The organism is Flavobacterium sp. B183, assembly GCF_023539155.1.
GTDB lineage: Bacteria > Bacteroidota > Bacteroidia > Flavobacteriales > Flavobacteriaceae > Flavobacterium > Flavobacterium tructae.
Window position 1 is genome coordinate 1,998,207 of sequence record NZ_CP097434.1, and the last position, 20,851, is coordinate 2,019,057.

Consider the following 20,851-nt stretch of genomic DNA (forward strand, 5'->3'; position numbering starts at 1 on the left):
ATTGAAATCTTTCATAAAAGAACTATTTTCTTTTTCTGAAATTGCTCCATCGGAGCAAAATGTTTATAGCAAATACAATTTCCCAGTTTTAGGAAGCTCCAGCGGAGCGTAATTCTTTTGAGGCAGTTCCCTTTTTTTAAGTAAATTTTAAAACCGTCCGTTATAAAATTTAATATCTTTGTGAACACAAAAATAAAAGATATGTTTGGTATAGGAGGAGGAGAATTAGTTTTTATACTTTTTATAGTGCTAATGCTTTTTGGTTCAGATAAAGTGCCTGAAATTGCCCGTACAATGGGAAAGGCCATGGCGCAATTAAAAAATGCTACTAATGATATTAAAAGTGAAATTCAAAAAGGAGCTGAGGCCAATGGTCTTGATTCCAGATCACTTACGGATATAACGGGTAACATCAATGCACAAATTAATGACGCCAAAAGCAATCTGATGGGGGACTCCGCTAATTTATTGGGAGACACTACTACAGAAATAGACAAAGTAAAAGAAGATATCGATTCAATCTCAGGACCTGTAAAACGCCAAAGATAATATGCTTGAAAAAATACAAAAATTAGACACCGAGTTATTGGTGTACCTTAACGGTTTAGGTTCTGAAACATACGATAAACTTTGGTTGATTATTACCAGTCAGTTAAATTGGACACCTCTTTTTCTGTTGTTTTTTTATTTGATGTACAAAAAAATAGGGGGAAAACAAACTTTGTATGTGATCCTTTTTATAGCCGTGCTAATCACTTTTACAGATCAGGTTACCAATTTGGTTAAATACACAGTTCAGCGACTACGACCATGTAATAATCCTGATATCAACACTATTATTCGAGTGGTACAAACCCGAAAATCATTTAGTTTTTTCTCCGGACATGCAGCCAACACTATGGCGGTAGCGACCTTTTTATATTTCGTTTTAAGACGTCGTATTAAGTTTTTGGGATTTATATTCCTATGGCCTTTAATCTTTGCTTATAGCCGAATTTACTTAGGATTACACTACCCGGGAGATATCTTAACCGGTTATTTCTTTGGAGCCCTTTTCGGATCCTTACTTTATTTGGTATACCGCAGGTTAAAACCACAATACTTCCCAGGATAGGTTTTTTTGAAGGTCCTGAGGGGATAAGATACTAAGGTTCTAAGTTTTTATTTGAGAAAACTTAGAACCTTATTTGTTTAGTTTTTAATTACTTTGTTCAATTGTCTCCAGCTTCAGCTGGAGGTGAAATTGAATAGGAAAAAGGCTTTAGCCCAATGAAACAATGGCAAATAACATGCTTAAAGGTTCTGAGTTTCTAAGATACTAAGTTTTTATTTGAGAAAACTTAGAGCCTTAGCGCCTCAGTATCTTAGTATCTTAGTCTCTCTTTAAAGTATCCTGCTAACCGTTAATCCATCACGAATAGGTAATAAAACCGTTTCGACTCTAGGGTCGTTTTTCAAGAGTAAATTGTATTCTAAAAGAACTTTGGTGCTAACATCATTTGGATGAACCGGTTCCAGTATTTTTCCACTCCATAAAACATTATCCGATAAGATAATACCGCCTTTGTTCATTTTCGGAACGATCATTTCCCAATAATTGATATAATTTTCTTTATCGGCATCGATAAAAACCAAGTCAAATTTAACGTCCAAAGTTGGAATGATTTCAACAGCTTCTCCTAAATGTTGGAAAATTTGTTTTCCCCAAGGAGATGCATCAAAATATTTACGTTGAAAATCGACTAATTCTTCTTTGATGTCAATGGTGTGCAGCTGCCCGTTTTCCTGCATTCCCTCACACAGACACAAAGCGGCATAACCAGTATAAGTTCCAATTTCGAGAATGTTCACAGGGCGAATCAATTTGGAGAGCATGCTTAAAACACGACCCTGAAAATGCCCGCTAAGCATTCTTGGCAATAATATTTTCTGGTACGTTTCTTTATTTAGTTTAGCCAACAATTCCGGTTCGTTTTCAGAATGTTGCTCGATATAATCTTCCAGTTCTTGAGAAATAAAATGCATCTTGTAGTATCTTCTAATTTTGAATGTAAAAATACGAAAAATACTGGCTCCTTTTTGGGTATAAAAAAACCATTCGTTGTAGCGAATGGTTTTAGTTTCATAAAGTGAAGAGGCTATTTTTTCAAAGCCTCATTAACTTCTTTAGCTGTTTTTACCGTACCGTCTTTAGCAGCTTTAGCAGCATTTTCTACTTTTTCAGCGCCTTTTTTAGTAGCGTCTTTTACATCTTCTGCTGCTTTTTTGGTAGCTTCTTTTACATCTTCAGCAGCGCTTTCAGTTTTGCTTACTGCGCTATCTTTTACTTCTTTAATATCGGTAGTTAAAGAGTCAACTTTGTTTCCAAGAGTTAGTTCTTCCTCTGCAGGTTTTGGTTCCTTCTTTTCGCAAGATTGAACAGCGAATGCTAATAAAGCGATAACAGCCAGACTTAAGATTTGTTTTTTCATAAGAAATTGATTTTTTTAGATTGATTAAATTTAAAAGTTATAAAGCTGAAAAATAAAGATACACATTTTAAAATGATTGAGCTCTTTGTAAGATTACTTTCCTTTTGAGTGGAAGACAATTCTCGTGCCAAAGTTTTGAGTTTTGAAATGCTGAGCTATTTTTTTTATTCATTTTTAGAATAGAAAAGTATTTATTGTTTCATACTTTTATTTCACTGCTTTTAAATCGTTATTTAATCACTAATATAGTATCATTTTTCGCAAAATCAGTCAAAGTGATGTTGAAGATCACTGTTAATTCTTTCCCTGCCCTAACAACTCCAAGTGCTGCTGAAGGGGTGGTCATTTCAAAATCACTAAAAGTCATTCGGTTAGAGCCTTGCAGCGCAAAAGTACCGTCTTTATAGGCTGTTACTCTTATCTGAGTTTTAAAATCTTTACTAACACCCGCTATAGTGTAAGTTCCAATAAGATTCCAGGTGTTTTCGTTTACTTTTTCGGCAGATTTTAGAGCGTATTTAATGTTTTTATGGTCATCGGTTTCCAAAGCTTTATAAGCAACATCGTCCATGCTGCCTTTGCCGCTTTTTAAGCTCTCAGCTGATAAGGAAACGGTCAGGTTTTTTATATCTGTAATTTTCGAATCTGTAACAGTTAAGAAAGCACTTCCCACTCCGTCTGAAGATTTCATCGTCCAATCGTGTATGTTGGAAGTTCCTGCAACTTCAAAGGCTGATTTTGATAAACTATATCTTTTTTGTGAGTTTACTTGTAAAGATAACATCAGTACTGCTGCTAATAAAATAGATTGGATCGTTTTCATTTGTATAGGTATTTGTTAAATTTTAAGATCAGTTTGCGGTTCAGTTGATTTTTGATAATGAGTTACTGTCTTTTTCTTATGTCAAATTTATTACGAACGAATAGCAAAAGACCTGATAAAAATCATGGTTAGGTTTTTATTTAAAGCGTATATATTGAGAGAAAATACATTTTCTGAGAAATGTTTTAAAAAGTGATTAACTTTGCAACATGCAAATGGAGAAAAAAGATATAAGAGCCTTAACAAAAGATCAGCTTCGCGATTTTTTTGTCGCTAATAATGACAAAGCCTTTCGCGGAAATCAAGTCTACGAATGGTTATGGAGTAAAGGAGCACACAGTTTTGAAGACATGACCAATGTTGCCAAAACAACTCGTACGATGCTGGAGGAAAATTTTGTAATCAATCATATTAAGGTAGATACCATGCAGCGCAGCAGTGACGGAACCGTAAAAAATGCCGTTCGTCTGCATGATGGTTTAGTGGTAGAGTCCGTATTGATTCCTACAGAAACCAGAACAACAGCCTGCGTTTCAAGTCAGGTTGGGTGTAGTCTGGATTGTAATTTCTGTGCCACTTCACGATTAAAAAGAATGCGAAACCTGGAACCGGGAGAAATCTACGATCAGATTATTGCGATAGACAAAGAGAGTCGATTGTATCACAATCATCCGCTTTCGAATATTGTTTTTATGGGAATGGGTGAGCCTTTGATGAATTACAACAACGTCATCAAAGCTATTGATATGGTTACCTCGCCGGAAGGATTAGGGATGTCGCCCAAACGTATTATGGTTTCGACTTCAGGAATTCCGAAGATGATAAAAAAAATGGCCGATGATGATGTAAAATTCAAACTGGCAGTTTCTCTGCACTCGGCTATTGATGATGTACGAGCACGAATCATGCCTTTCAGTAAAAATTTTCCGTTAAAAGACTTGCGTGAAGCTTTGGAATACTGGTACAGAAAAACCAAAAGTAAAATCTCTTACGAATATGTAGTCTGGAAAGGAATCAATGACGACAAAGCTTCGATTGATGCTTTGGTGAAGTTTTGTAAATATGTTCCGTGTAAAGTTAATTTAATTGAATACAATCCAATCGATGATGGCGAGTTTCAACAAGCTTCAGAAGAATCAATTCTGGCTTATATAAAAGCATTGGAAAATATCGGAGTAGTGGTAAAAGTACGTCGAAGCAGAGGAAAGGATATTGATGCTGCCTGCGGACAATTGGCTAATAAAGAAGGATAAATAATGTTTTGCGGATTTGTACTGCAAACAAACAGTTTAATAAATTTTTAAAGATGCCTTGTTCTTCAAGGCATTTTTTATAGAGCATTGCCTGAGAGCGGACACTTTTGTTGATAACGAATTCAAATTGAGACAGAAGAAAGTTTTCGGTCCGTTTTTTTACATTAGCATTTAAATTATTGATATACTAATGTAAAATACATCGTATTTTTTTATTTAAAATAGTATATTTGGGATCGAAATGAATATTACTTCTCAAATAAAACAGCCCATCTTTAACGAGATGGAACTTTTTGAAAAAAAGTTCCATGAATCGATGACCTCAAAGGTGGCTTTATTGAATCGTATTACCTATTATATCGTAAACCGAAAAGGAAAACAAATGCGTCCGATGTTTGTTTTTCTAACCGCTAAAATGGTTTCTGAAGGTATTGTAAACGAAAGAACCTATCGCGGAGCTTCTGTAATCGAACTTATTCATACCGCTACTTTAGTACACGATGACGTGGTAGACGATAGCAATCGCCGTCGCGGATTTTTCTCCATCAATGCGCTTTGGAAAAATAAGATTGCCGTTTTGGTAGGAGACTATTTGTTGTCAAAAGGACTGTTACTCTCTATCGATAATGGTGATTTTGATTTACTCCGTATCATTTCTGTAGCCGTTCGCGAAATGAGCGAAGGCGAATTGCTTCAAATTGAGAAAGCAAGAAGACTGGACATCACCGAAGAAGTATATTACGAAATCATCCGAAAGAAAACAGCAACGCTTATTGCAGCCTGTTGTGCACTTGGTGCAAAATCGGTAATTGAAGATGATGCTCAGGTCGAAAACATGAGAAAATTTGGCGAGCTGATCGGAATGGCTTTTCAAATCAAAGATGATTTATTTGATTACAGCGAAGAAGCTATCGGTAAACCAACCGGAATCGATATTAAAGAGCAAAAAATGACTTTGCCTTTAATTCATGTTTTAAATACTTGTACCCCGCAAGAAAAAAAGTGGTTGATAAACTCCATCAAAAACCACAATAAAGACAAAAAACGTGTCAAAGAAGTTATCGCATTTGTAAAAAACAATAATGGGTTGGCTTACGCCGAACAAAAAATGGTGCAATTTCAGCAGGAAGCACTTTTGCTACTGGATAATTTTTCAGATTCTGAGTTTAAAGATGCCCTTGTTTTAATGGTAAACTACGTTATTGAAAGAAAAAAATAGTTTTTTTTAAATTAGATAATTAGAAAATTTGTTAATTAGATAATTGATTTACTTTGTTGTAAATGAATGTTTTAATTGTGTTTTTTCGGAATTTGTAATTTTTTTATTGATTTTTTTTCCATTCTCATGCAACCATTTCAAAACGTTATGCGTCTATGCTAATAGAAGTCTGTTACTAAACCAAAACCAACCGCTTATTAATGAAAATTATTCATTTACATCAGGAAGAAACCGAAATTATAAAGTTGGCTGTCGAGAATAATCGGCAGGCGCAACAACAAATTTACAGTCGGTTTTCTTCAAAAATGTTAAGTGTTTGTCGACAGTATATAAAAGACATTCAATTGGCCGAAGATGTGATGATAACTGCCTTTATGAAAGTATTTACCAATTTAAGCAGGTTTGAGCACAAAGGAAGTTTTGAAGGTTGGGTCAGGCGGATTATGGTGAACGAATGTATTTCGTATTTAAGAGTTCATAAAAAAGTAAAGTTTAGTGAAGAAGAAATTTATATCGAAGAGAGTTTCAATGCCATTGACAGTCAGTTTTCGATCGATCAGATTCAGTTCTTAATTGATGCTTTACCGGAAGGTTACAGAATGGTTTTTAACTTATACGCCATAGAAGGATACAAACACAATGAAATTGCCAAGATGTTAGGGATTAACGAAGGAACATCAAAATCGCAATTATCACATGCCAGAAAAATGCTGCAAACACAAATTAATAGTCTAAAAAAACAAGATAATGGAACCGAATAATTTTGAAAAGGATTTCCGTGAAAAACTAAATCAACGTAAAATTGAACCAAGTGATAAAGCCTGGGATCGATTGGATGCCATGTTGAGCGTTGCTGAAGAAAAGAAAACTATTGCTCTTAGTTCACGACAAGCCGGGAAAAAGAAATGGATATATGTTGCTGCAAGTGTTGTTGGTTTTTTATTGGTTGGAATGTTCTTTTTTAACCAAAAGAAAAATACAGATGTAACACTAAAAGACATCATAGTGGTTAAGGAAGATGCAAAGAAAGATTCGGTTGTACAGCCAGCTTTAGATACCAATATAGCTGTTGAAGAAGCTGTAGCAGTTTCAGAAGAAAAAGCAATTAAAAAGTCAGTTCAACAAGAAGAGCATCAGGAATCAAAATCGAATAAAATCATTACAAATAAATCCAATGCAATAGCGGAGTCTTCAATCATCATCAAAAACAATCCTGAAAAACAATCAATCAATCCACAGCCTTTAATGGCTAAAAATCCTGAAAAAGAAACGATAGATCAGTTGCTGGGAACAGCTGAAAAAGTAATCGTCGCTGAGAATGCTGTCAAGCCAAAATCAAAAGTAAAAATTAATGCCAATGATTTACTTCAACAGGTCGATGGCGAATTAGAGTTGTCGTTTCGTGAAAAGGTAATTACAAAAGTTAATAAAAATTACCAAACGGTAAAAGTGGCTTTGGCTAATCGAAATCAGCAGGAATAAAGTTTCCAACTCCAATCAGGAACGTGCTGTTGGAGAAAATCAAAAATTAAAGATCAAAAAAATAATTCCGAGAGTAGTCGGGCAGGCTTTTAGTGCCAATTTTCAACCCAATTATAAATAATAATTGTTTGCCATTCACATCTCACATTTTACATTTCACAATTAGAAAAAAACATCAATCAACAATCAAATTTTAAAAAAAAAAAAACAGTCATGAAAAATTTTACCATTCACCTCGTTATCCTTGTCTTTTTATTTGTAAGTAAAGTTATGGGACAGGAAACTTTTGAATCAAAAGCGAGAAAAATTGCCAACAAAATAGAGAAAGTTACGAAAGAGGAAAAAGAAGCTTTGAAAGAAGAAATTGAAGCAATTAATGTTCAGTTGTCTGAAGGGAAAATTACTCAGGAACAAGCAGACAAGCGTAAAAAAGAATTAGCAGAAGCCAGAGCGATTATTATTGAAGAAAAAGTAACACTGGCGCAAAATGAGTTAAATGATTTAGTACAGCAAAAAGTAGACGGAAAAATCAAGGAAGGAAATTATAAAAGTGGGCGTGCTTTGATTGTTCATTGGAATGACATAGAATGGAATGACAATAATAAAAAAAGAAAAGATTCTATACGCGGCGAAAGAAGAACGACATCACAGTTTGTATTTGCAGCAGGTTTGAATAATATGATGGTTGATGGTAAATTGCAGGATGCTAAATATAGGTTTACAGGATCGCATTTTTACGAATGGGGATTTACCTATAACACCAGGTTAATGAAAAACGATAATTTGTTACACGCTAAATACGGATTGTCTTTAATGTATAATAATATTCGCCCGAGAGATAATAAATATTTTGTAGTCAATGGAAACCAGACAGAATTGCAAACCAATGCAATCCATTTAGAGGAATCCCGTTTTAGAAATGTGTACATCGCGGTGCCAGTTCATTTAGAGTTTGATTTTTCAAGACCAAAAGTGAGTAATGGAAAAACGTACTTTAGAACACATGATAGTTTTCGCTTTGGAATTGGAGGTTATGCGGGGGTCAATGTAAAATCCAAACAAATTCTAAAATACGATCAGGACGATTTAGATTATAAGACAACTATAAAAGGAGATTATAATGTGGATAATTTTATTTACGGATTGAGTTCTTACATTGGTTATAAAGAAATGAGTTTGTATTTGAAATACGATTTAAACCCATTGTTTAGGAATAATACTGTGAAAGAAAATAATATTTCATTGGGATTAAGATTTGATTTTAATTAAGAATACAATTGATTAGTTAGTAGAAAGAGCGCTTCGAAAGAGGTGCTTTTTTTTATTTAAAATTGCCCAATTTCATGGGGGATTTGTGTAATTTTACATCCTTCAAATTTTATAAATATTTTACGTTTTGATTTCACAAAGTACGATTGATGCTGTTTTTGATGCTGCTCGAGTAGAGGAGGTTATTGGTGATTTTGTTAATTTAAAACGAGCCGGAAGTAACTTTAAAGGACTAAGTCCGTTCTCAGATGAACGCTCTCCATCGTTCATGGTTTCGCCTGCAAAGGGAATCTGGAAAGATTTTAGTACGGGAAAAGGAGGTAATTCAGTTAAATTTCTGATCGAACATTCACAGTTTACCTATCCGGAAGCCATTCGATATCTGGCCAGAAAGTACAATATAGAGATTGAAGAAACGGAACAGACTGATGCTGAAAAAGCAATGACAGATGTTCGCGAAAGTATGTATCTGGTTTCGGAATTTGCGAAAGACTATTTTAATAAAACGCTTTTAAATTCAGAAGAAGGAAAAGCAATAGGACTTTCTTATTTTAAAGAAAGAGGTTTTACCAATGAAACCATTAAAAAATTTAGTTTAGGATATTCACCTGAAACCTGGGATGCTCTTACCAAAGAAGCTCTGGGTAAAGGATACAAATTGGAGTTTCTGGAAAGTACCGGTTTGACCATTCCAAGAGAAGACCGTCCGTTTGACCGTTTCAAGGGGCGTGTGATGTTTCCCATAGAAAGCATGTCCGGGCGTGTTTTGGGTTTTGGAGGGCGTATTCTAACCAATGATAAAAAAGCTGCTAAATACTTAAACTCCCCTGAGAGTGATATCTACCATAAAAGTAAAGTGCTTTATGGAATTTTTCAGGCGAAACAGGCTATTGCGAAACAAAACAACTGTTATCTGGTTGAAGGTTATACGGATGTAATTCAGTTTCATCAGGCCGGAATCGAGAATGTGGTAGCTTCATCAGGAACCGCTTTAACACCGGACCAGATTCGTCTGATCAACCGATTAACGAGAAATATAACCGTTTTATTTGACGGAGATGCTGCAGGATTACGTGCTTCTGTTCGCGGGATCGATTTGATTCTGGAAGAAGGAATGAATGTAAGAGTTTGTGCTTTTCCCGATGGAGAAGATCCGGACAGTTTTGCACGAAAAAATTCGCACGATGATCTGGTTGCTTATTTAGAAGAAAACAGCAAAGATTTTATACAGTTTAAAGCCTCTCTCCTAATGAAAGAAGCGAAAAACGACCCTATAAAAAAGGCTGATTTAATTCGGGATATGGTCAATAGTATCTCGAAGATTCCGGATCGTATCCAACGCGAAATTTATACTCAGGAATGTGCCCGAATCATGGATATTTCAGAGCAGGTATTGGTGAGTACTCTGGCGCAATTAATTCAAAAAGATCTTGCAGAAGCAGGCAAAAAGCAAAAGCAGGAGCAAAGACCCTTTGAAGTGCACAGGAATCAGCCTGCAAAACAGACCGGTTATTCAGGAGGTGATCCCGAAGACCCAAGGACAGGACCGCCTGAGGATTATTATCCGGGAGAGCCATCGTATGCACAAGAGCCGGCAGAGAAAGTTGATATTTTATACCGTTTAGAACGAAAAGTAATTGAGATTTTATTGCTTTATGGTGATAAAACGGAGGAGTTCGAAGATGTACTTTTAAAAACGAATGAAGAGGGCGAAGTGATAATGGTCTCTGAAATGAAAAATTATAAAGTCTATCAGCGTATTTATTTGAGTTTGCAGGAAGATGAGGTGGAACTTTCTAATAATTTGTTCCGTGATATCTTTACAGACTTAATCGGGTTTTACAATCAGAATGAAAAATTCAGTCTCGAACAATATTTAATGCGCCTGCAGCCTGATTTTGCTCAGGAAGTTACGGATATTTTAATGGAAGATGAAAGATTGGCTCTTCACGATTGGGAAGGACAGAATATTTTTTCAAAAATGAAGCATGAAACGATTGCACAATACGTTACTGAAACGATTATGTCAATGCGTTGGTTTTTGGTAGGCAAAATCATTGATGAATTAAAAAGCTCTATAAAACCTGATAATTCAGATAATACAGAGCTTTTGTCTATGGTTGTCGATTACTCAAAATTAGTTAATTCATTCGCGAAAAAACTAGGAAGAGTAATGTCACGATACCATTAAATAATTTCTAAAGTCTTAGCTTTGTTTACTAAGTCAACTAAATTAGTAACATTTAATTTAGTCAATAATCTTAATTTGTAAGTACTGATTGTTTTTTCGTTCAGGTTTAAGATTTTAGAGATTTCATTGTTCTTTTTACCATCGCTTAAATAACGTAAAACTTCGATCTCACGATTTGAAAGTTTTCTGTACAAACGCTCGCTTTTGCTTTGTTTAGCAATAAGGGCCATGTTTTTACGTACGGTTTCGTTGATGATAATTTTTCCTTCGTGTACCTTAATAATAGAAATACCTAAAGTCTCAAGTTTTTCTGTTTTGTGTACATAACCGGAAACTCCTGCTTTAATAGCATTTGGAGCATACATTTGTTCAGCGAGGTCACTAAAAATTACAATTTTTGTTTTTGGGAAATTCTTCAGGATGGATTTTACTTCGAAGATACTTGAAAGTCCTTCCAGTTCTAGGTCTAGAATCAGGATATCGATTTCTTTCGTCTGAAGGATATCTCTAACCATTGAAAAATTGCCTACGTTGGCAACAATTGAAATTTGATCGTGGTCTTTAAAATAAGACTTAACGCCAAAGTGAGTCACAGGATGATTGTCTGCAAGACATACTTTAATCATAATTTTTACCTTTTTTAGAATTGTTCATGTTTTTGGAACTGTAAAATTAATAAATAAATTCTGTAATTAATTGCAGACAAATGTTAAAAAGTATTATTTTAACGTTTTTGGTATAATGCAGACCGGAATTGGATTCATTTTGTGCTTGTTGCTGGTGTTTAAACGTTTATAAATTTCGAAGACAATTTTCTCTCTCTCACTAAAGTCAGCCCCCGTATTTCCTGACTCCGAAGCTAGCATTGCCCATTCAAGTTCGTCATAACTGGCGCCTAATTGATCCTCATCAGTGCGATTATCGCCAAATAATCCATCTGTAGGTGCTGCGCTTAAAATTGACTCCGGAATTGTTAAAAATGCCCCTAAAGCATATACATCTGATTTCATTAAGTCGGCAATTGGACTTAAATCGACGCCTCCGTCTCCATATTTAGTGTAAAAACCTACTCCAAAATCTTCTACCTTGTTTCCTGTTCCGGCTACAAGCAAGCCATGAATTCCTGCTAAATAATATAAAGAAGTCATTCTTAAACGGGCACGTGTATTGGCTAGTGATAAATTTACTTTTGCTTCATCATTCGTTTGTGGTACAGCGCTTTTGAAAGCTTCAAAAGTGGCGGTTAAATCCGTTTCTACGCTTGAAACATTTGGAAAACGTTTCTTTAACTGCTCAATATGCTCTCTTCCTCTTGAAACCTGATTAGCAGCCTGATGAATGGGCATTTCAACACATAAAACGGTTAAGCCGGTTTGTGCACACAAGGTAGAAGTTACTGCAGAGTCAACTCCGCCTGAAATACCAATTACAAAACCATTAACTTTTGCTCGGGTTGCATAATTTTTTAACCACTCTACAATGTGGGCGTTTACTTTTTCTGTCTGAATAGTGCTTTTTTTAGCCATAATAGTTCAAGATTTAAGATGCAGGGATGTATATTTGCACAAATATTTTTAAGCATAGTTTGTTTAAAATATGAGCAACACAAATCTAATTAAAATAAAATGAAAATATATCGCTTAGCAGTGGTTCTGTGCTTGTTTTTTTTGTCTTGTGACCAGAAAACCAAAGTCGAAAAAGCAGTAGAAGAAATTCCGGTAGACATTAAAGTAGAGCGTTTTGATAAGGTGTTTTTTGAGACCAAACCGGAGGATTTGGCTAAAGTAAAAAAACAGTATCCTTTCTTTTTTCCGGCAGGAAATGATGATAATGTCTGGCTTAAGAAAATGCAGGATCCGATCTGGAAAGAAGTCTATACTGAGGTTCAGAAAAAATACAGCAATTTTGAGCCTGTACGTGAAGAATTCAATGCGCTTTTTCAGCATGTAAAATATTACTTCCCTAAAACGAAAACGCCAAAAGTTATCACTGTAATTGGAGAAATGGATTATAATGCCAAGGCTATATATGCAGACACTCTGGTAATTGTAGCGTTGGAATTGTATTTGGGGAAAGATCATAAATTTTATGAATTCCCAAATTATCTAAAGCAAAATTTTGAAGAGAAACAAATTATGCCCGACGTGGTTTCGAGTTTCGCTTATCGAAATATCCCGGCATTTCGGGATAAAAACTTGGTTTCTCAAATGATTTTTGAAGGGAAACAATTGTATGCGAAAGATTTGTTGTTGCCCAATTATACCGATGCTGAAAAAATAGGTTATACACCTGAACAAATAAAATGGAGTCAGGAAAATGAAGCCTATATGTGGCGCTATTTTATTGAAAGCGAAATGCTGTACAGTGATGATCCGAAATTAACTACCCGATTTATAGTGCCTGCTCCGTTTTCTAAATTCTACTTAGAAATTGACAACGATTCTCCGGGAAGAATAGGCGCCTGGTTAGGATGGCAAATTGTACGGTCGTATATGAAGAATAATAACGTAACTTTGCCGGAATTATTAAAAACAGAAGCAAAGGTAATCTTTAAAAAGTCAAAATATAAACCTAAGAAATAATGTCAAATACAATAAAATCAGAAATTAAATTCAATATAGAATTAGACGAAAACCGTGTTCCGGAAAGATTATCATGGACGGCAAAGGACGGTGGAGTAGAAGCAGAAGAAGCAAAAGCAATTATGCTGTCAATTTGGGACAGTAAAGCGAAAGAAAGTATGCGTATTGATTTGTGGACCAAAGATATGCCGGTAGACGAAATGAAAATTTTCTTTCACCAGACTTTGGTGGCTATGGCGGATACTTTTAAACGTGCCACTGACGACGAAAAAATGTCAGATACCATGAAAGATTTTTGTGATTATTTTGCAGAGAAACTGGAGTTGACGAAATAGTAGTTAAGATTCCAATATAAAAAATCCCAAATTCCAATAGCAAAACTTGGAATTTGGGATTTTTTATTTTTTTTGTATCCTTTTATTGGAATTTAAAATTCTGAGTTGTTTTTAAAAACCTCCTGATTTACTTCATCAATATAGGCTAAAAGGTCTTCTTTTCCTGTAGCTTCAGTAGAGGAAGTTACAAAGTATTGAGGCATTTCAGACCAGTTATTGGCAAACATTTGTTTTTTGTATGCTGCGACGTGAGAATCGATTTTTACTTTACTGATTTTATCCGCTTTGGTGAAAATGATGCAAAACGGTATTTCGCTTTCTCCCATGTATGACATAAATTCAATGTCAATTTTTTGTGCTTCATGGCGAATGTCAATTAAAACAAAAGCGCAAACTAATTGCTCTCGGGTTTCAAAATAATCCGTGATGAATTGCTGAAAAACTGATTTGGTTTTCTTAGATACTTTTGCATAACCATAACCCGGTAAATCGACCAAAAACCAATTGTTATTAATCTTAAAATGATTGATTAACTGTGTTTTTCCAGGTCGTCCTGATGTTTTGGCTAAATTCTTATGATTAGTAAGCATGTTGATCAAAGAGGATTTACCTACGTTTGATCTTCCGATAAAAGCATATTCCGGTAAAAAATCCTTCGGGCATTTTGATACTTCAGAATTACTTACAATGAATTCGGCGGTATTAATTTTCATGTTTTTTGTTTTTAAAACCTCCTAAAAGTCGAAAGTTAGATGCTATAAATTCTTTTTAACGAGCCATTCTTCCAGGATTTTGTTGAATTCCTGAGGATGTTCCATCATAGCAGCGTGTCCACATTTGTCTATCCAGTACAAAGTTGAATTAGGCAATAATTTATCAAATTCTTCGGCAACATTTGGGGGAGTAACGGCATCATTTTTACCCCAAATGATACAGGTTTCTGTGGTCATCTTTGGTAAATCTTTGGCCATATTATGACGAATAGCACTTTTGGCAATCGTCAAAGTTTTGATTAGTTTGATACGGTCATTAACGGTTGCGTAGACTTCGTCAATAAGCTCTGGTGTAGCAATTGCAGGATCGTAAAAAACATCTTCAGCTTTCTTTTTGATGTATTCGTAATCGCCTCTTTTTGGATAGCTATCACCCATTGCGCTTTCGTAAAGTCCTGAGCTTCCTGTGATTACCAGTCCGGCAACTTTTTCAGGATATAGCTTTGTGTGGTACAGTGCAATGTGGCCGCCTAAAGAGTTGCCTAATAGTATAACCTGATCAAATCCTTTAAATGTGATAAAGTCTTTTACATACTTGGCAAAGCTTTTTACGTTTGTTTTTAAAATGCTTTGAGTATAGATTGGCAAATCCGGGATCACAACTTTGTATCCTTTTGTTGGAAAATATTCGGCTACAGCATCAAAGTTACTAAGGCCTCCCATTAAGCCATGTAAAATAACGATAGGAGTTCCTTCTCCAGCTTCATAATAGCTGTATTTGCCTTCTTTTTTGTAGTGTTTGTCCATTTAATTTAATGCCAATTTCAATTTGGACAAATATAGGGTTTAATAAATAAAAAAGGATTTTTGCTGTCGTTTTTTAACTAGATAATTTTAGTATAATTTATAAGTGGTTAAAAATCAGGTGTAAGTGGTGTTGTTTGCCGATTTTTTTAATGTTAAGAAATCGGCAGAATAGCTAAATTTTTAAGAAAAATAGCGCTTAATTTTTTTGAATGATTAGTGTTATTGATAATTCGTTAATAATAAGTTAATGTATTGATATTCTATCGGTTATGCAAAGTGGGGTGTAAGTGGTTAAACTTATTAACAAAGTGGTACATTGTGGTAAAATGTGGTAATATTTTTTATATTTTTGTCCTATAACATATTAATGAATTTTCTTGAACACAATTGTTGGAACATATGAGTGTAAAGTCGATGCTAAAGGGAGGCTGATGTTGCCTGCGCCTTTGAAAAAGCAATTGACTTCCTCTCTTCAGAACGGATTTGTTTTGAAGCGTTCGGTTTTTCAACAGTGTTTAGAATTGTATCCAATGAGTGAATGGGATCTGATGATGCAAAAAATCAACAAGCTGAATCGCTTTGTGAAAAAGAACAATGATTTCATTCGAAGATTTACTGCAGGTGTGAAAGTGGTAGAGATTGATGCATTGGGACGATTACTGGTTCCGAAAGATTTGGTGACCTTTTCGGGTATTTCTAAAGATGTGGTTTTTTCATCTGCGGTTAATATTGTGGAGATTTGGGATAAGGATTTATATGAAAAATCAATAAGCGGCGAAGATATGGATTTTGCAGATTTAGCCGAAGAAGTAATGGGAAATATTAATGACGACGACAATGGAATATCATAATCCGGTTTTGCTTCATCCTACAGTTGATGGTTTAAATATTAAACCTGACGGCATTTATGTAGATGTTACGTTTGGCGGTGGGGGGCATTCAAAAGAAATTTTGAGACGATTAGGGCCAAACGGAAAATTATTTGCTTTTGATCAGGACGAAGATGCGCTTGCAAATGCATTGCCGGACGAACGGTTTACCTTAATTAATGAGAATTTCAGATTCATAAAAAGGTTTTTGCGTTTTCATGGTGTTAAAAGTGTAGATGGAATTTTGGCTGACCTGGGTGTTTCATCACATCAGTTTGACGTTCCGGAGAGAGGTTTCTCAACCAGATTTGATGCCGGACTGGATATGCGGATGAGTCAGAAAAATGATTTAAATGCTTATCGGGTGGTTAACGAATATGAAGAACAGGATTTACGTCGTGTTTTTTTTGATTATGGGGAGTTGAAGAACGCACCGGTTTTAGCAAGAACAATTGTAGAAGCTAGACAAGGTTATCCAATCAAAACGACAGACGAACTGAAAGAAGTTCTGGCAAAATATTTACCGGAAAGAGTTCGTAACAAGATATTGGCTCAGATTTATCAGGCGATTAGAATTGAAGTGAATCAGGAAATGGATGTTTTGAAAGAGTTTATCGAACAGTCGTTAGAAATTTTAAATCCGGGTGGAAGATTTTCTGTAATCTCTTACCATTCTTTAGAAGACAGACTGGTAAAAAGATTCATCAAAAACGGAATGTTTGAAGGAGAGCCTGAAAGAGATTTTTACGGAAACTTTTCAGTTCCGTTTAAAACGATAGGAAAACTGATTGTGCCGGATGAGGCTGAGATTAAAATCAACAACAGAGCAAGAAGTGCTAAATTAAGAATTGCTGAGAAGATATAGTTTGTGAGATGTGAAATGTGAGTTGTGGCTTTGAAAATAAAACAATAAACGACTCAACGGTTAAACAATTAAACAAATTACTATAATATATAGGTAGAAAAAATGAAAAGTGGTGTATTTGATATATTAAAAGCAAGGTTTCTGATCAACGATGATGCAGTAAAAAACTGGCGTTTCATTGTTTTTATTATTCTGCTTGCCATTTTGATGATCGCCAATACACAGCGTTACGAACAGAAGGTTTTTGAAATCGCAAAATTGAACAATGAAGTAAAAGAATTGCGATCTGAATTTGTAGACCGCCGTTCAGAGTTAATGAAGTTAAAAATGGAATCGACGATATCGGATAAAATGCTGGAGAAGAAAATTTTTCCATCCACAGTTCCTCCGATTAAAATAGAAGTAAAAAAAGAAGAAGAAAAAAGTTTCTTTAAAAGAATATGGCAGTAGAAGATAAACATATATCCTACAGAATTTACCTCGTAGCAGTTTTCATCTTTGTGATGGCAATTGCTATTGTTGTGAAGTTAACCAATATTCAATGGGTAGAAGGAGATTATTACAGAAAACTGGCGAAACAACGTACCGTTAGAAATTTTGTAATTCCGGCAAACAAAGGAAATATCTATTCGGCTGACGGAAGTTTATTGGCTACATCGATTCCGAATTATGAAATTCGTTTTGATGCTAAAGCGCCAAAAACGGAGACTTTTGAAAAATACGTAAAGGCATTATCCGATTCATTGGCTACCGTTTTAGACAGACCTGCAGGTTATTATCAGCAGGAATTAAGAAAGGCCAGAGCCAATAAAAATCGTTATTATCTGATTGCCCGCAATTTGAGTTATACCGAATATGTAAAAATTAAAGGTTTTCCTTTGTTCAATCTGGGGGCTTTTAAAGGAGGGATAATTGTTGAGCAGGAAACCGTTAGAAAGCATCCGATAGGAAAAATTGCAGAGCGAACCATTGGTTACGATCGAATTGACCCTGCAACCGGAATCGAAGTTGGTAAAGGAATCGAATGGGCTTATAAAAGTTATCTGAACGGGAAAGACGGAAAAATTTTAAAGCAAAAAATTGCAAAAGGACAATGGAAGCCTATTCGGGATTTAAATGAAGTAGATCCTGTAGACGGTTATGATGTGATTTCGACCATTGATGTTTTTATTCAGGATATTGCACATCATGCTTTATTAAAGCAATTGGAAGATTACGAAGCCGATCATGGTTGTGTGGTGGTGATGGAGACTGAAACGGGGCACGTAAAAGCGATTTCAAATCTGGGAAGATCAGAAGACGGATCGTACTATGAAACTACAAATTACGCTATAGCCGAGTCTCATGAGCCGGGATCGACATTTAAATTGGTCGATTTAATGGCAATTTTAGAAGATAAAGTAGCTGATACAAGTACCGTTTTTGACAGTCACGGAGGAGAAATGAGGTATTACGGACGTGCTGTTCGTGATTCGCACAGAGGCGGTTACGGGAAAATTTCGCTGGCTCGTGGTTTCGAACTTTCGTCCAATACCGTAATGGTTCAGGCTGTGTATGACAATTACAAAAGCAATCCGTCAAAGTTTGTAAATCATATTAATTCGTACGGATTAAATAAAACATTAGGATTGCATTTTAAAGGAGAAGGAAGGCCATATATTCCACAACCCGGAGACAAACATTGGTCAGGAGTTTCACTTCCGTGGATGGCTTTTGGTTACGGAGTTTCGGTTACGCCAATGCAAACACTGGCGCTTTATAATGCCGTTGCAAACAATGGAGTGATGGTTAAGCCACAGTTTGTTTCGGAAATTAAAGAATGGAACAAAACGATTAATAAGTTTGAGGTAGAAGTGATCAACCCGAAAATATGTTCGCAGGAAACCATCGACAAAGTGAGAGCAGTATTGCTCAATGTGGTTAAAAAAGGAACAGGTTCCAAGCTGTATTCGAAAGATTTTTCGATGGCAGGAAAAACCGGAACAGCGCAGGTGAATTATGGTGGTAAAGAAGGAAAATCTGGTTTGTATTATGCCTCTTCTTTTGTGGGGTATTTTCCGGCTGAACATCCTAAATATTCTTGTATAGTAGTAGTGCATAAGCCTAATACATCAAAAAACAATTATTATGGAGCAGATGTTGCCGGGCCGGTTTTTAAAAGAATCGCTCAAAAAATATTTACAGATGCGCCATCAACCAATAGAATAAAAAGACTGGATTCAAGAATTCCAAAACAAGATGACAGTTATAATAAATATACGGCAGAAGCCAATAAAAAAATAAATCAGGTTCCTAATTTAAAAGGTATGCCGGGTATGGATGCAGTAGCATTGTTAGAAAACCTTGATTTAAAAGTGAGAGTTATCGGAGTAGGAAAGGTTAAAAAACAATCTATTCAGCCCGGACAAAATATTAGTAAAAACACAATCATAGTATTAGAATTATCGTGAAAATACTGAAAGACATATTATACAAAGTAGCGATTGAGTCTGTAACAGGTTCAACGGAAATCGATATACATAAAATTGATTTTGACTCGAGAAAAATTGAGGCAAATGATGTTTTCGTGGCTATTCGCGGATCACTTTCAGATGGTCATGATTATATTGAAAAAGCAATCAAATTAGGTGCAATTGCGATTATTTGCGATACGTTGCCTGAAAATATTGAAAAAGGAATAACCTACATAAAAGTAAAAGATACTAATGCGGCTCTGGCTTTTATGGCGGCCAATTACTTCGGAAATCCATCCGAAAAGTTAAAATTGGTTGGAGTTACCGGTACAAACGGAAAGACTACCATTGCATCATTGTTATTTCAGTTGTTTCAAAAAGCAGGTTTTAAAGTTGGTTTATTGTCAACCGTAAAAATCATGGTCGATGAAACTGAATTTCCTGCAACACATACCACTCCGGATTCGATTACGATCAATCATTACTTGAACGAAATGATTGAAGCGGGTGTTACGCATTGTTTTATGGAAGTGAGTTCACACGGAATTCATCAAAAACGAACAGAGGCACTGCATTTTGTTGGGGGAATTTTCACGAATTTGTCACACGACCATTTAGATTATCACCCAACTTTTGCGGAATACAGAGATGTGAAAAAATCGTTTTTTGATTCTTTGCCGAAAACAGCTTTCGTTTTGTCTAACATCGATGATAAAAACGGATCGGTAATGTTGCAAAATACAGTAGCCAGAAAGTTTACTTACGCTTTAAAAACCTATGCCGACTTTAAAGCACAGATTCTGGAGAGTCAGTTGTCGGGTTTGTTGTTGAAAGTTAATGACAATGAAGTTTGGGTAAAGCTAATCGGAACGTTTAATGCTTACAATGTTTTGGCAATTTACGGAACGGCTGTAGAGTTAGGAATGGATAGTCTTGAAGCGTTGCGCTTACTGTCTGATTTAGAAAGTGTTTCGGGGCGTTTTCAGTATATCGTTTCAGAAGGAAACATTACAGCAATAGTTGATTATGCACATACTCCGGATGCTTTAGATAATGTTTTAAAAACGATTAATGATATCCGTACCAAAAACGAGCAGCTGTTAACAGTTGTTGGTTGCGGTGGAAACAGAGATAAAACCAAGAGGCCTATAATGGCAAAAATTGCTACAGATTTAAGTGATAAGGCCATTTTAACCTCAGATAATCCAAGAAATGAAGATCCTGAAGTGATTTTAGATGAAATGGAGAAAGGCGTTGAAGCTCACAATTATAAAAAAATATTGAGAATTTCAGATAGAAAACAAGCGATTAAAACGGCTTGTCAGTTGGCCCAGCCCAATGATATTATACTAATTGCAGGGAAAGGGCATGAAACGTATCAGGAGATAAACGGGGTACGTCATCATTTTGATGATATGGAAACGGTAAAGGAAATTTTAGAACAATTAGGAAAATAAAAGTTTAACCGGTGAATTGATTATTCGTTTAATCGAATAATTATTAAATCAAGAATAAACGA

At 35.4% G+C, this 20,851-nt stretch carries 22 protein-coding genes; 15 read left to right on the plus strand and 7 right to left on the minus strand.

Annotated elements, in window-relative coordinates; genetic code table 11:
- Window positions 1-201: 201 nt before the first annotated feature.
- Window positions 202-549: a twin-arginine translocase TatA/TatE family subunit gene (locus M4I44_RS08870; protein WP_017497041.1), complete on the plus strand. Its 348-nt coding sequence runs from the start codon at window positions 202-204 to the stop codon at window positions 547-549.
- A 1-nt stretch (window position 550) separates the two neighbouring features.
- Window positions 551-1,114 carry a phosphatase PAP2 family protein gene (locus M4I44_RS08875; protein ID WP_070908705.1) on the plus strand — a complete coding sequence of 188 codons (564 nt, stop codon included), beginning with the start codon at window positions 551-553 and terminating at the stop codon, window positions 1,112-1,114.
- Window positions 1,115-1,383: 269 nt separating this feature from the next.
- Here the strand turns inward: M4I44_RS08875 and M4I44_RS08880 are convergent, their stop codons facing one another.
- From M4I44_RS08880 to M4I44_RS08890, 3 genes are all read right to left on the minus strand, one after another.
- Window positions 1,384-2,025 (minus strand): O-methyltransferase, encoded by a 642-nt coding sequence (locus tag M4I44_RS08880; RefSeq protein ID WP_017497040.1) that lies wholly within the window; start codon window positions 2,023-2,025, stop codon window positions 1,384-1,386.
- Window positions 2,026-2,138: 113 nt separating this feature from the next.
- Window positions 2,139-2,471 carry a hypothetical protein gene (locus tag M4I44_RS08885; protein WP_017497039.1) on the minus strand — a complete coding sequence of 111 codons (333 nt, stop codon included), beginning with the start codon at window positions 2,469-2,471 and terminating at the stop codon, window positions 2,139-2,141.
- 229 nt (window positions 2,472-2,700) lie between these two features.
- Window positions 2,701-3,294 carry a YceI family protein gene (locus M4I44_RS08890; protein WP_017497038.1) on the minus strand — a complete coding sequence of 198 codons (594 nt, stop codon included), beginning with the start codon at window positions 3,292-3,294 and terminating at the stop codon, window positions 2,701-2,703.
- A 209-nt stretch (window positions 3,295-3,503) separates the two neighbouring features.
- On the opposite strand from M4I44_RS08890, the gene rlmN reads away from it, so the two are divergent.
- The 6 genes from rlmN (at window position 3,504) to dnaG (ending at window position 10,708) form a co-directional block, all read left to right on the plus strand.
- On the plus strand, window positions 3,504-4,547 hold the full coding sequence (gene rlmN / locus M4I44_RS08895) for a 23S rRNA (adenine(2503)-C(2))-methyltransferase RlmN (protein WP_017497037.1): 1,044 nt from the start codon (window positions 3,504-3,506) through the stop codon (window positions 4,545-4,547).
- Between the two features lie 241 nt (window positions 4,548-4,788).
- On the plus strand, window positions 4,789-5,766 hold the full coding sequence (locus tag M4I44_RS08900; RefSeq protein ID WP_249967079.1) for a polyprenyl synthetase family protein: 978 nt from the start codon (window positions 4,789-4,791) through the stop codon (window positions 5,764-5,766).
- Window positions 5,767-5,966: 200 nt separating this feature from the next.
- Window positions 5,967-6,527: an RNA polymerase sigma factor gene (locus M4I44_RS08905; protein WP_017497035.1), complete on the plus strand. Its 561-nt coding sequence runs from the start codon at window positions 5,967-5,969 to the stop codon at window positions 6,525-6,527.
- Complete coding sequence (locus M4I44_RS08910) at window positions 6,514-7,248, plus strand: hypothetical protein (protein WP_249967080.1); 735 nt, start codon at window positions 6,514-6,516, stop codon at window positions 7,246-7,248. The genes M4I44_RS08905 and M4I44_RS08910 overlap by 14 nt, the downstream gene beginning before the upstream one ends.
- 213 nt (window positions 7,249-7,461) lie before the next feature.
- Entirely contained in the window at window positions 7,462-8,517 is a 1,056-nt protein-coding gene (locus M4I44_RS08915; protein WP_017497033.1) for a hypothetical protein, read from the plus strand.
- A 127-nt stretch (window positions 8,518-8,644) separates the two neighbouring features.
- Window positions 8,645-10,708: a DNA primase gene (gene dnaG / locus M4I44_RS08920; RefSeq protein ID WP_070908710.1), complete on the plus strand. Its 2,064-nt coding sequence runs from the start codon at window positions 8,645-8,647 to the stop codon at window positions 10,706-10,708.
- Here dnaG and M4I44_RS08925 read toward each other — a convergent pair.
- Together M4I44_RS08925 and nadE are read right to left on the minus strand one after the other, a co-directional pair.
- Complete coding sequence (locus tag M4I44_RS08925) at window positions 10,705-11,334, minus strand: response regulator transcription factor (protein ID WP_017497031.1); 630 nt, start codon at window positions 11,332-11,334, stop codon at window positions 10,705-10,707. The genes dnaG and M4I44_RS08925 overlap by 4 nt on opposite strands.
- Window positions 11,335-11,427: 93 nt before the next feature.
- Window positions 11,428-12,234, minus strand: a complete 807-nt coding sequence (nadE, locus tag M4I44_RS08930) for an NAD(+) synthase (RefSeq protein ID WP_249967081.1) — start codon at window positions 12,232-12,234, stop codon at window positions 11,428-11,430.
- A gap of 99 nt (window positions 12,235-12,333) precedes the next feature.
- Between nadE and gldB the strand changes: the two genes are divergently transcribed.
- Together gldB and gldC are read left to right on the plus strand one after the other, a co-directional pair.
- A complete protein-coding gene (gene gldB, locus M4I44_RS08935) occupies window positions 12,334-13,290 on the plus strand; it encodes a gliding motility lipoprotein GldB (protein WP_249967082.1) in 957 nt (318 codons plus the stop codon).
- Window positions 13,290-13,625 carry a gliding motility protein GldC gene (gene gldC / locus M4I44_RS08940; RefSeq protein WP_017497028.1) on the plus strand — a complete coding sequence of 112 codons (336 nt, stop codon included), beginning with the start codon at window positions 13,290-13,292 and terminating at the stop codon, window positions 13,623-13,625. Before gldB ends, gldC begins: the two co-directional genes overlap by 1 nt.
- 92 nt (window positions 13,626-13,717) lie before the next feature.
- Here gldC and yihA read toward each other — a convergent pair whose 3' ends face one another.
- Both yihA and M4I44_RS08950 read right to left on the minus strand, forming a co-directional pair.
- Window positions 13,718-14,338, minus strand: coding sequence for a ribosome biogenesis GTP-binding protein YihA/YsxC (gene yihA, locus M4I44_RS08945; RefSeq protein ID WP_017497027.1), 621 nt, complete (start codon window positions 14,336-14,338; stop codon window positions 13,718-13,720).
- A 42-nt stretch (window positions 14,339-14,380) separates the two neighbouring features.
- The gene (locus M4I44_RS08950; protein ID WP_017497026.1) at window positions 14,381-15,145 is read right to left on the minus strand and encodes an alpha/beta fold hydrolase; all 765 of its coding nucleotides are present in this window, start codon (window positions 15,143-15,145) and stop codon (window positions 14,381-14,383) included.
- Window positions 15,146-15,522: 377 nt separating this feature from the next.
- Here M4I44_RS08950 and mraZ point away from each other — a divergent pair, with 377 nt between their 5' ends.
- The 5 genes from mraZ (at window position 15,523) to M4I44_RS08975 (ending at window position 20,789) form a co-directional block, all read left to right on the plus strand.
- Entirely contained in the window at window positions 15,523-15,996 is a 474-nt protein-coding gene (mraZ, locus tag M4I44_RS08955) for a division/cell wall cluster transcriptional repressor MraZ (RefSeq protein ID WP_017497025.1), read from the plus strand.
- Window positions 15,971-16,879 carry a 16S rRNA (cytosine(1402)-N(4))-methyltransferase RsmH gene (rsmH, locus tag M4I44_RS08960; protein WP_017497024.1) on the plus strand — a complete coding sequence of 303 codons (909 nt, stop codon included), beginning with the start codon at window positions 15,971-15,973 and terminating at the stop codon, window positions 16,877-16,879. The genes mraZ and rsmH overlap by 26 nt, the downstream gene beginning before the upstream one ends.
- A gap of 102 nt (window positions 16,880-16,981) precedes the next feature.
- Entirely contained in the window at window positions 16,982-17,329 is a 348-nt protein-coding gene (locus M4I44_RS08965; protein WP_017497023.1) for an FtsL-like putative cell division protein, read from the plus strand.
- Entirely contained in the window at window positions 17,320-19,329 is a 2,010-nt protein-coding gene (locus tag M4I44_RS08970; RefSeq protein ID WP_202703051.1) for a penicillin-binding protein, read from the plus strand. The genes M4I44_RS08965 and M4I44_RS08970 overlap by 10 nt, the downstream gene beginning before the upstream one ends.
- Entirely contained in the window at window positions 19,326-20,789 is a 1,464-nt protein-coding gene (locus M4I44_RS08975) for a UDP-N-acetylmuramoyl-L-alanyl-D-glutamate--2,6-diaminopimelate ligase (protein WP_017497021.1), read from the plus strand. The genes M4I44_RS08970 and M4I44_RS08975 overlap by 4 nt, the downstream gene beginning before the upstream one ends.
- Window positions 20,790-20,851 lie beyond the last annotated feature (62 nt).

Excerpts from the sequence above, each read along its gene's own strand:
- M4I44_RS08870 (WP_017497041.1), top strand. The coding sequence starts at position 202 with ATGTTTGGTATAGGAGGAGGAGAATTAGTTTTTATACTTTTTATAGTG.
- M4I44_RS08910 (WP_249967080.1), top strand. The coding sequence starts at position 6,514 with ATGGAACCGAATAATTTTGAAAAGGATTTCCGTGAAAAACTAAATCAA.
- M4I44_RS08880 (WP_017497040.1), bottom strand. The coding sequence starts at position 2,025 with ATGCATTTTATTTCTCAAGAACTGGAAGATTATATCGAGCAACATTCT.
- yihA (WP_017497027.1), bottom strand. The coding sequence starts at position 14,338 with ATGAAAATTAATACCGCCGAATTCATTGTAAGTAATTCTGAAGTATCA.
- rsmH (WP_017497024.1), top strand. The coding sequence starts at position 15,971 with ATGACGACGACAATGGAATATCATAATCCGGTTTTGCTTCATCCTACA.
- M4I44_RS08915 (WP_017497033.1), top strand. The coding sequence starts at position 7,462 with ATGAAAAATTTTACCATTCACCTCGTTATCCTTGTCTTTTTATTTGTA.
- M4I44_RS08900 (WP_249967079.1), top strand. The coding sequence starts at position 4,789 with ATGAATATTACTTCTCAAATAAAACAGCCCATCTTTAACGAGATGGAA.
- M4I44_RS08890 (WP_017497038.1), bottom strand. The coding sequence starts at position 3,294 with ATGAAAACGATCCAATCTATTTTATTAGCAGCAGTACTGATGTTATCT.
- nadE (WP_249967081.1), bottom strand. The coding sequence starts at position 12,234 with ATGGCTAAAAAAAGCACTATTCAGACAGAAAAAGTAAACGCCCACATT.
- M4I44_RS08905 (WP_017497035.1), top strand. The coding sequence starts at position 5,967 with ATGAAAATTATTCATTTACATCAGGAAGAAACCGAAATTATAAAGTTG.
- M4I44_RS08875 (WP_070908705.1), top strand. The coding sequence starts at position 551 with ATGCTTGAAAAAATACAAAAATTAGACACCGAGTTATTGGTGTACCTT.
- M4I44_RS08925 (WP_017497031.1), bottom strand. The coding sequence starts at position 11,334 with ATGATTAAAGTATGTCTTGCAGACAATCATCCTGTGACTCACTTTGGC.
- gldC (WP_017497028.1), top strand. The coding sequence starts at position 13,290 with ATGTCAAATACAATAAAATCAGAAATTAAATTCAATATAGAATTAGAC.
- M4I44_RS08950 (WP_017497026.1), bottom strand. The coding sequence starts at position 15,145 with ATGGACAAACACTACAAAAAAGAAGGCAAATACAGCTATTATGAAGCT.
- rlmN (WP_017497037.1), top strand. The coding sequence starts at position 3,504 with ATGCAAATGGAGAAAAAAGATATAAGAGCCTTAACAAAAGATCAGCTT.
- M4I44_RS08885 (WP_017497039.1), bottom strand. The coding sequence starts at position 2,471 with ATGAAAAAACAAATCTTAAGTCTGGCTGTTATCGCTTTATTAGCATTC.
- M4I44_RS08970 (WP_202703051.1), top strand. The coding sequence starts at position 17,320 with ATGGCAGTAGAAGATAAACATATATCCTACAGAATTTACCTCGTAGCA.
- M4I44_RS08965 (WP_017497023.1), top strand. The coding sequence starts at position 16,982 with ATGAAAAGTGGTGTATTTGATATATTAAAAGCAAGGTTTCTGATCAAC.
- gldB (WP_249967082.1), top strand. The coding sequence starts at position 12,334 with ATGAAAATATATCGCTTAGCAGTGGTTCTGTGCTTGTTTTTTTTGTCT.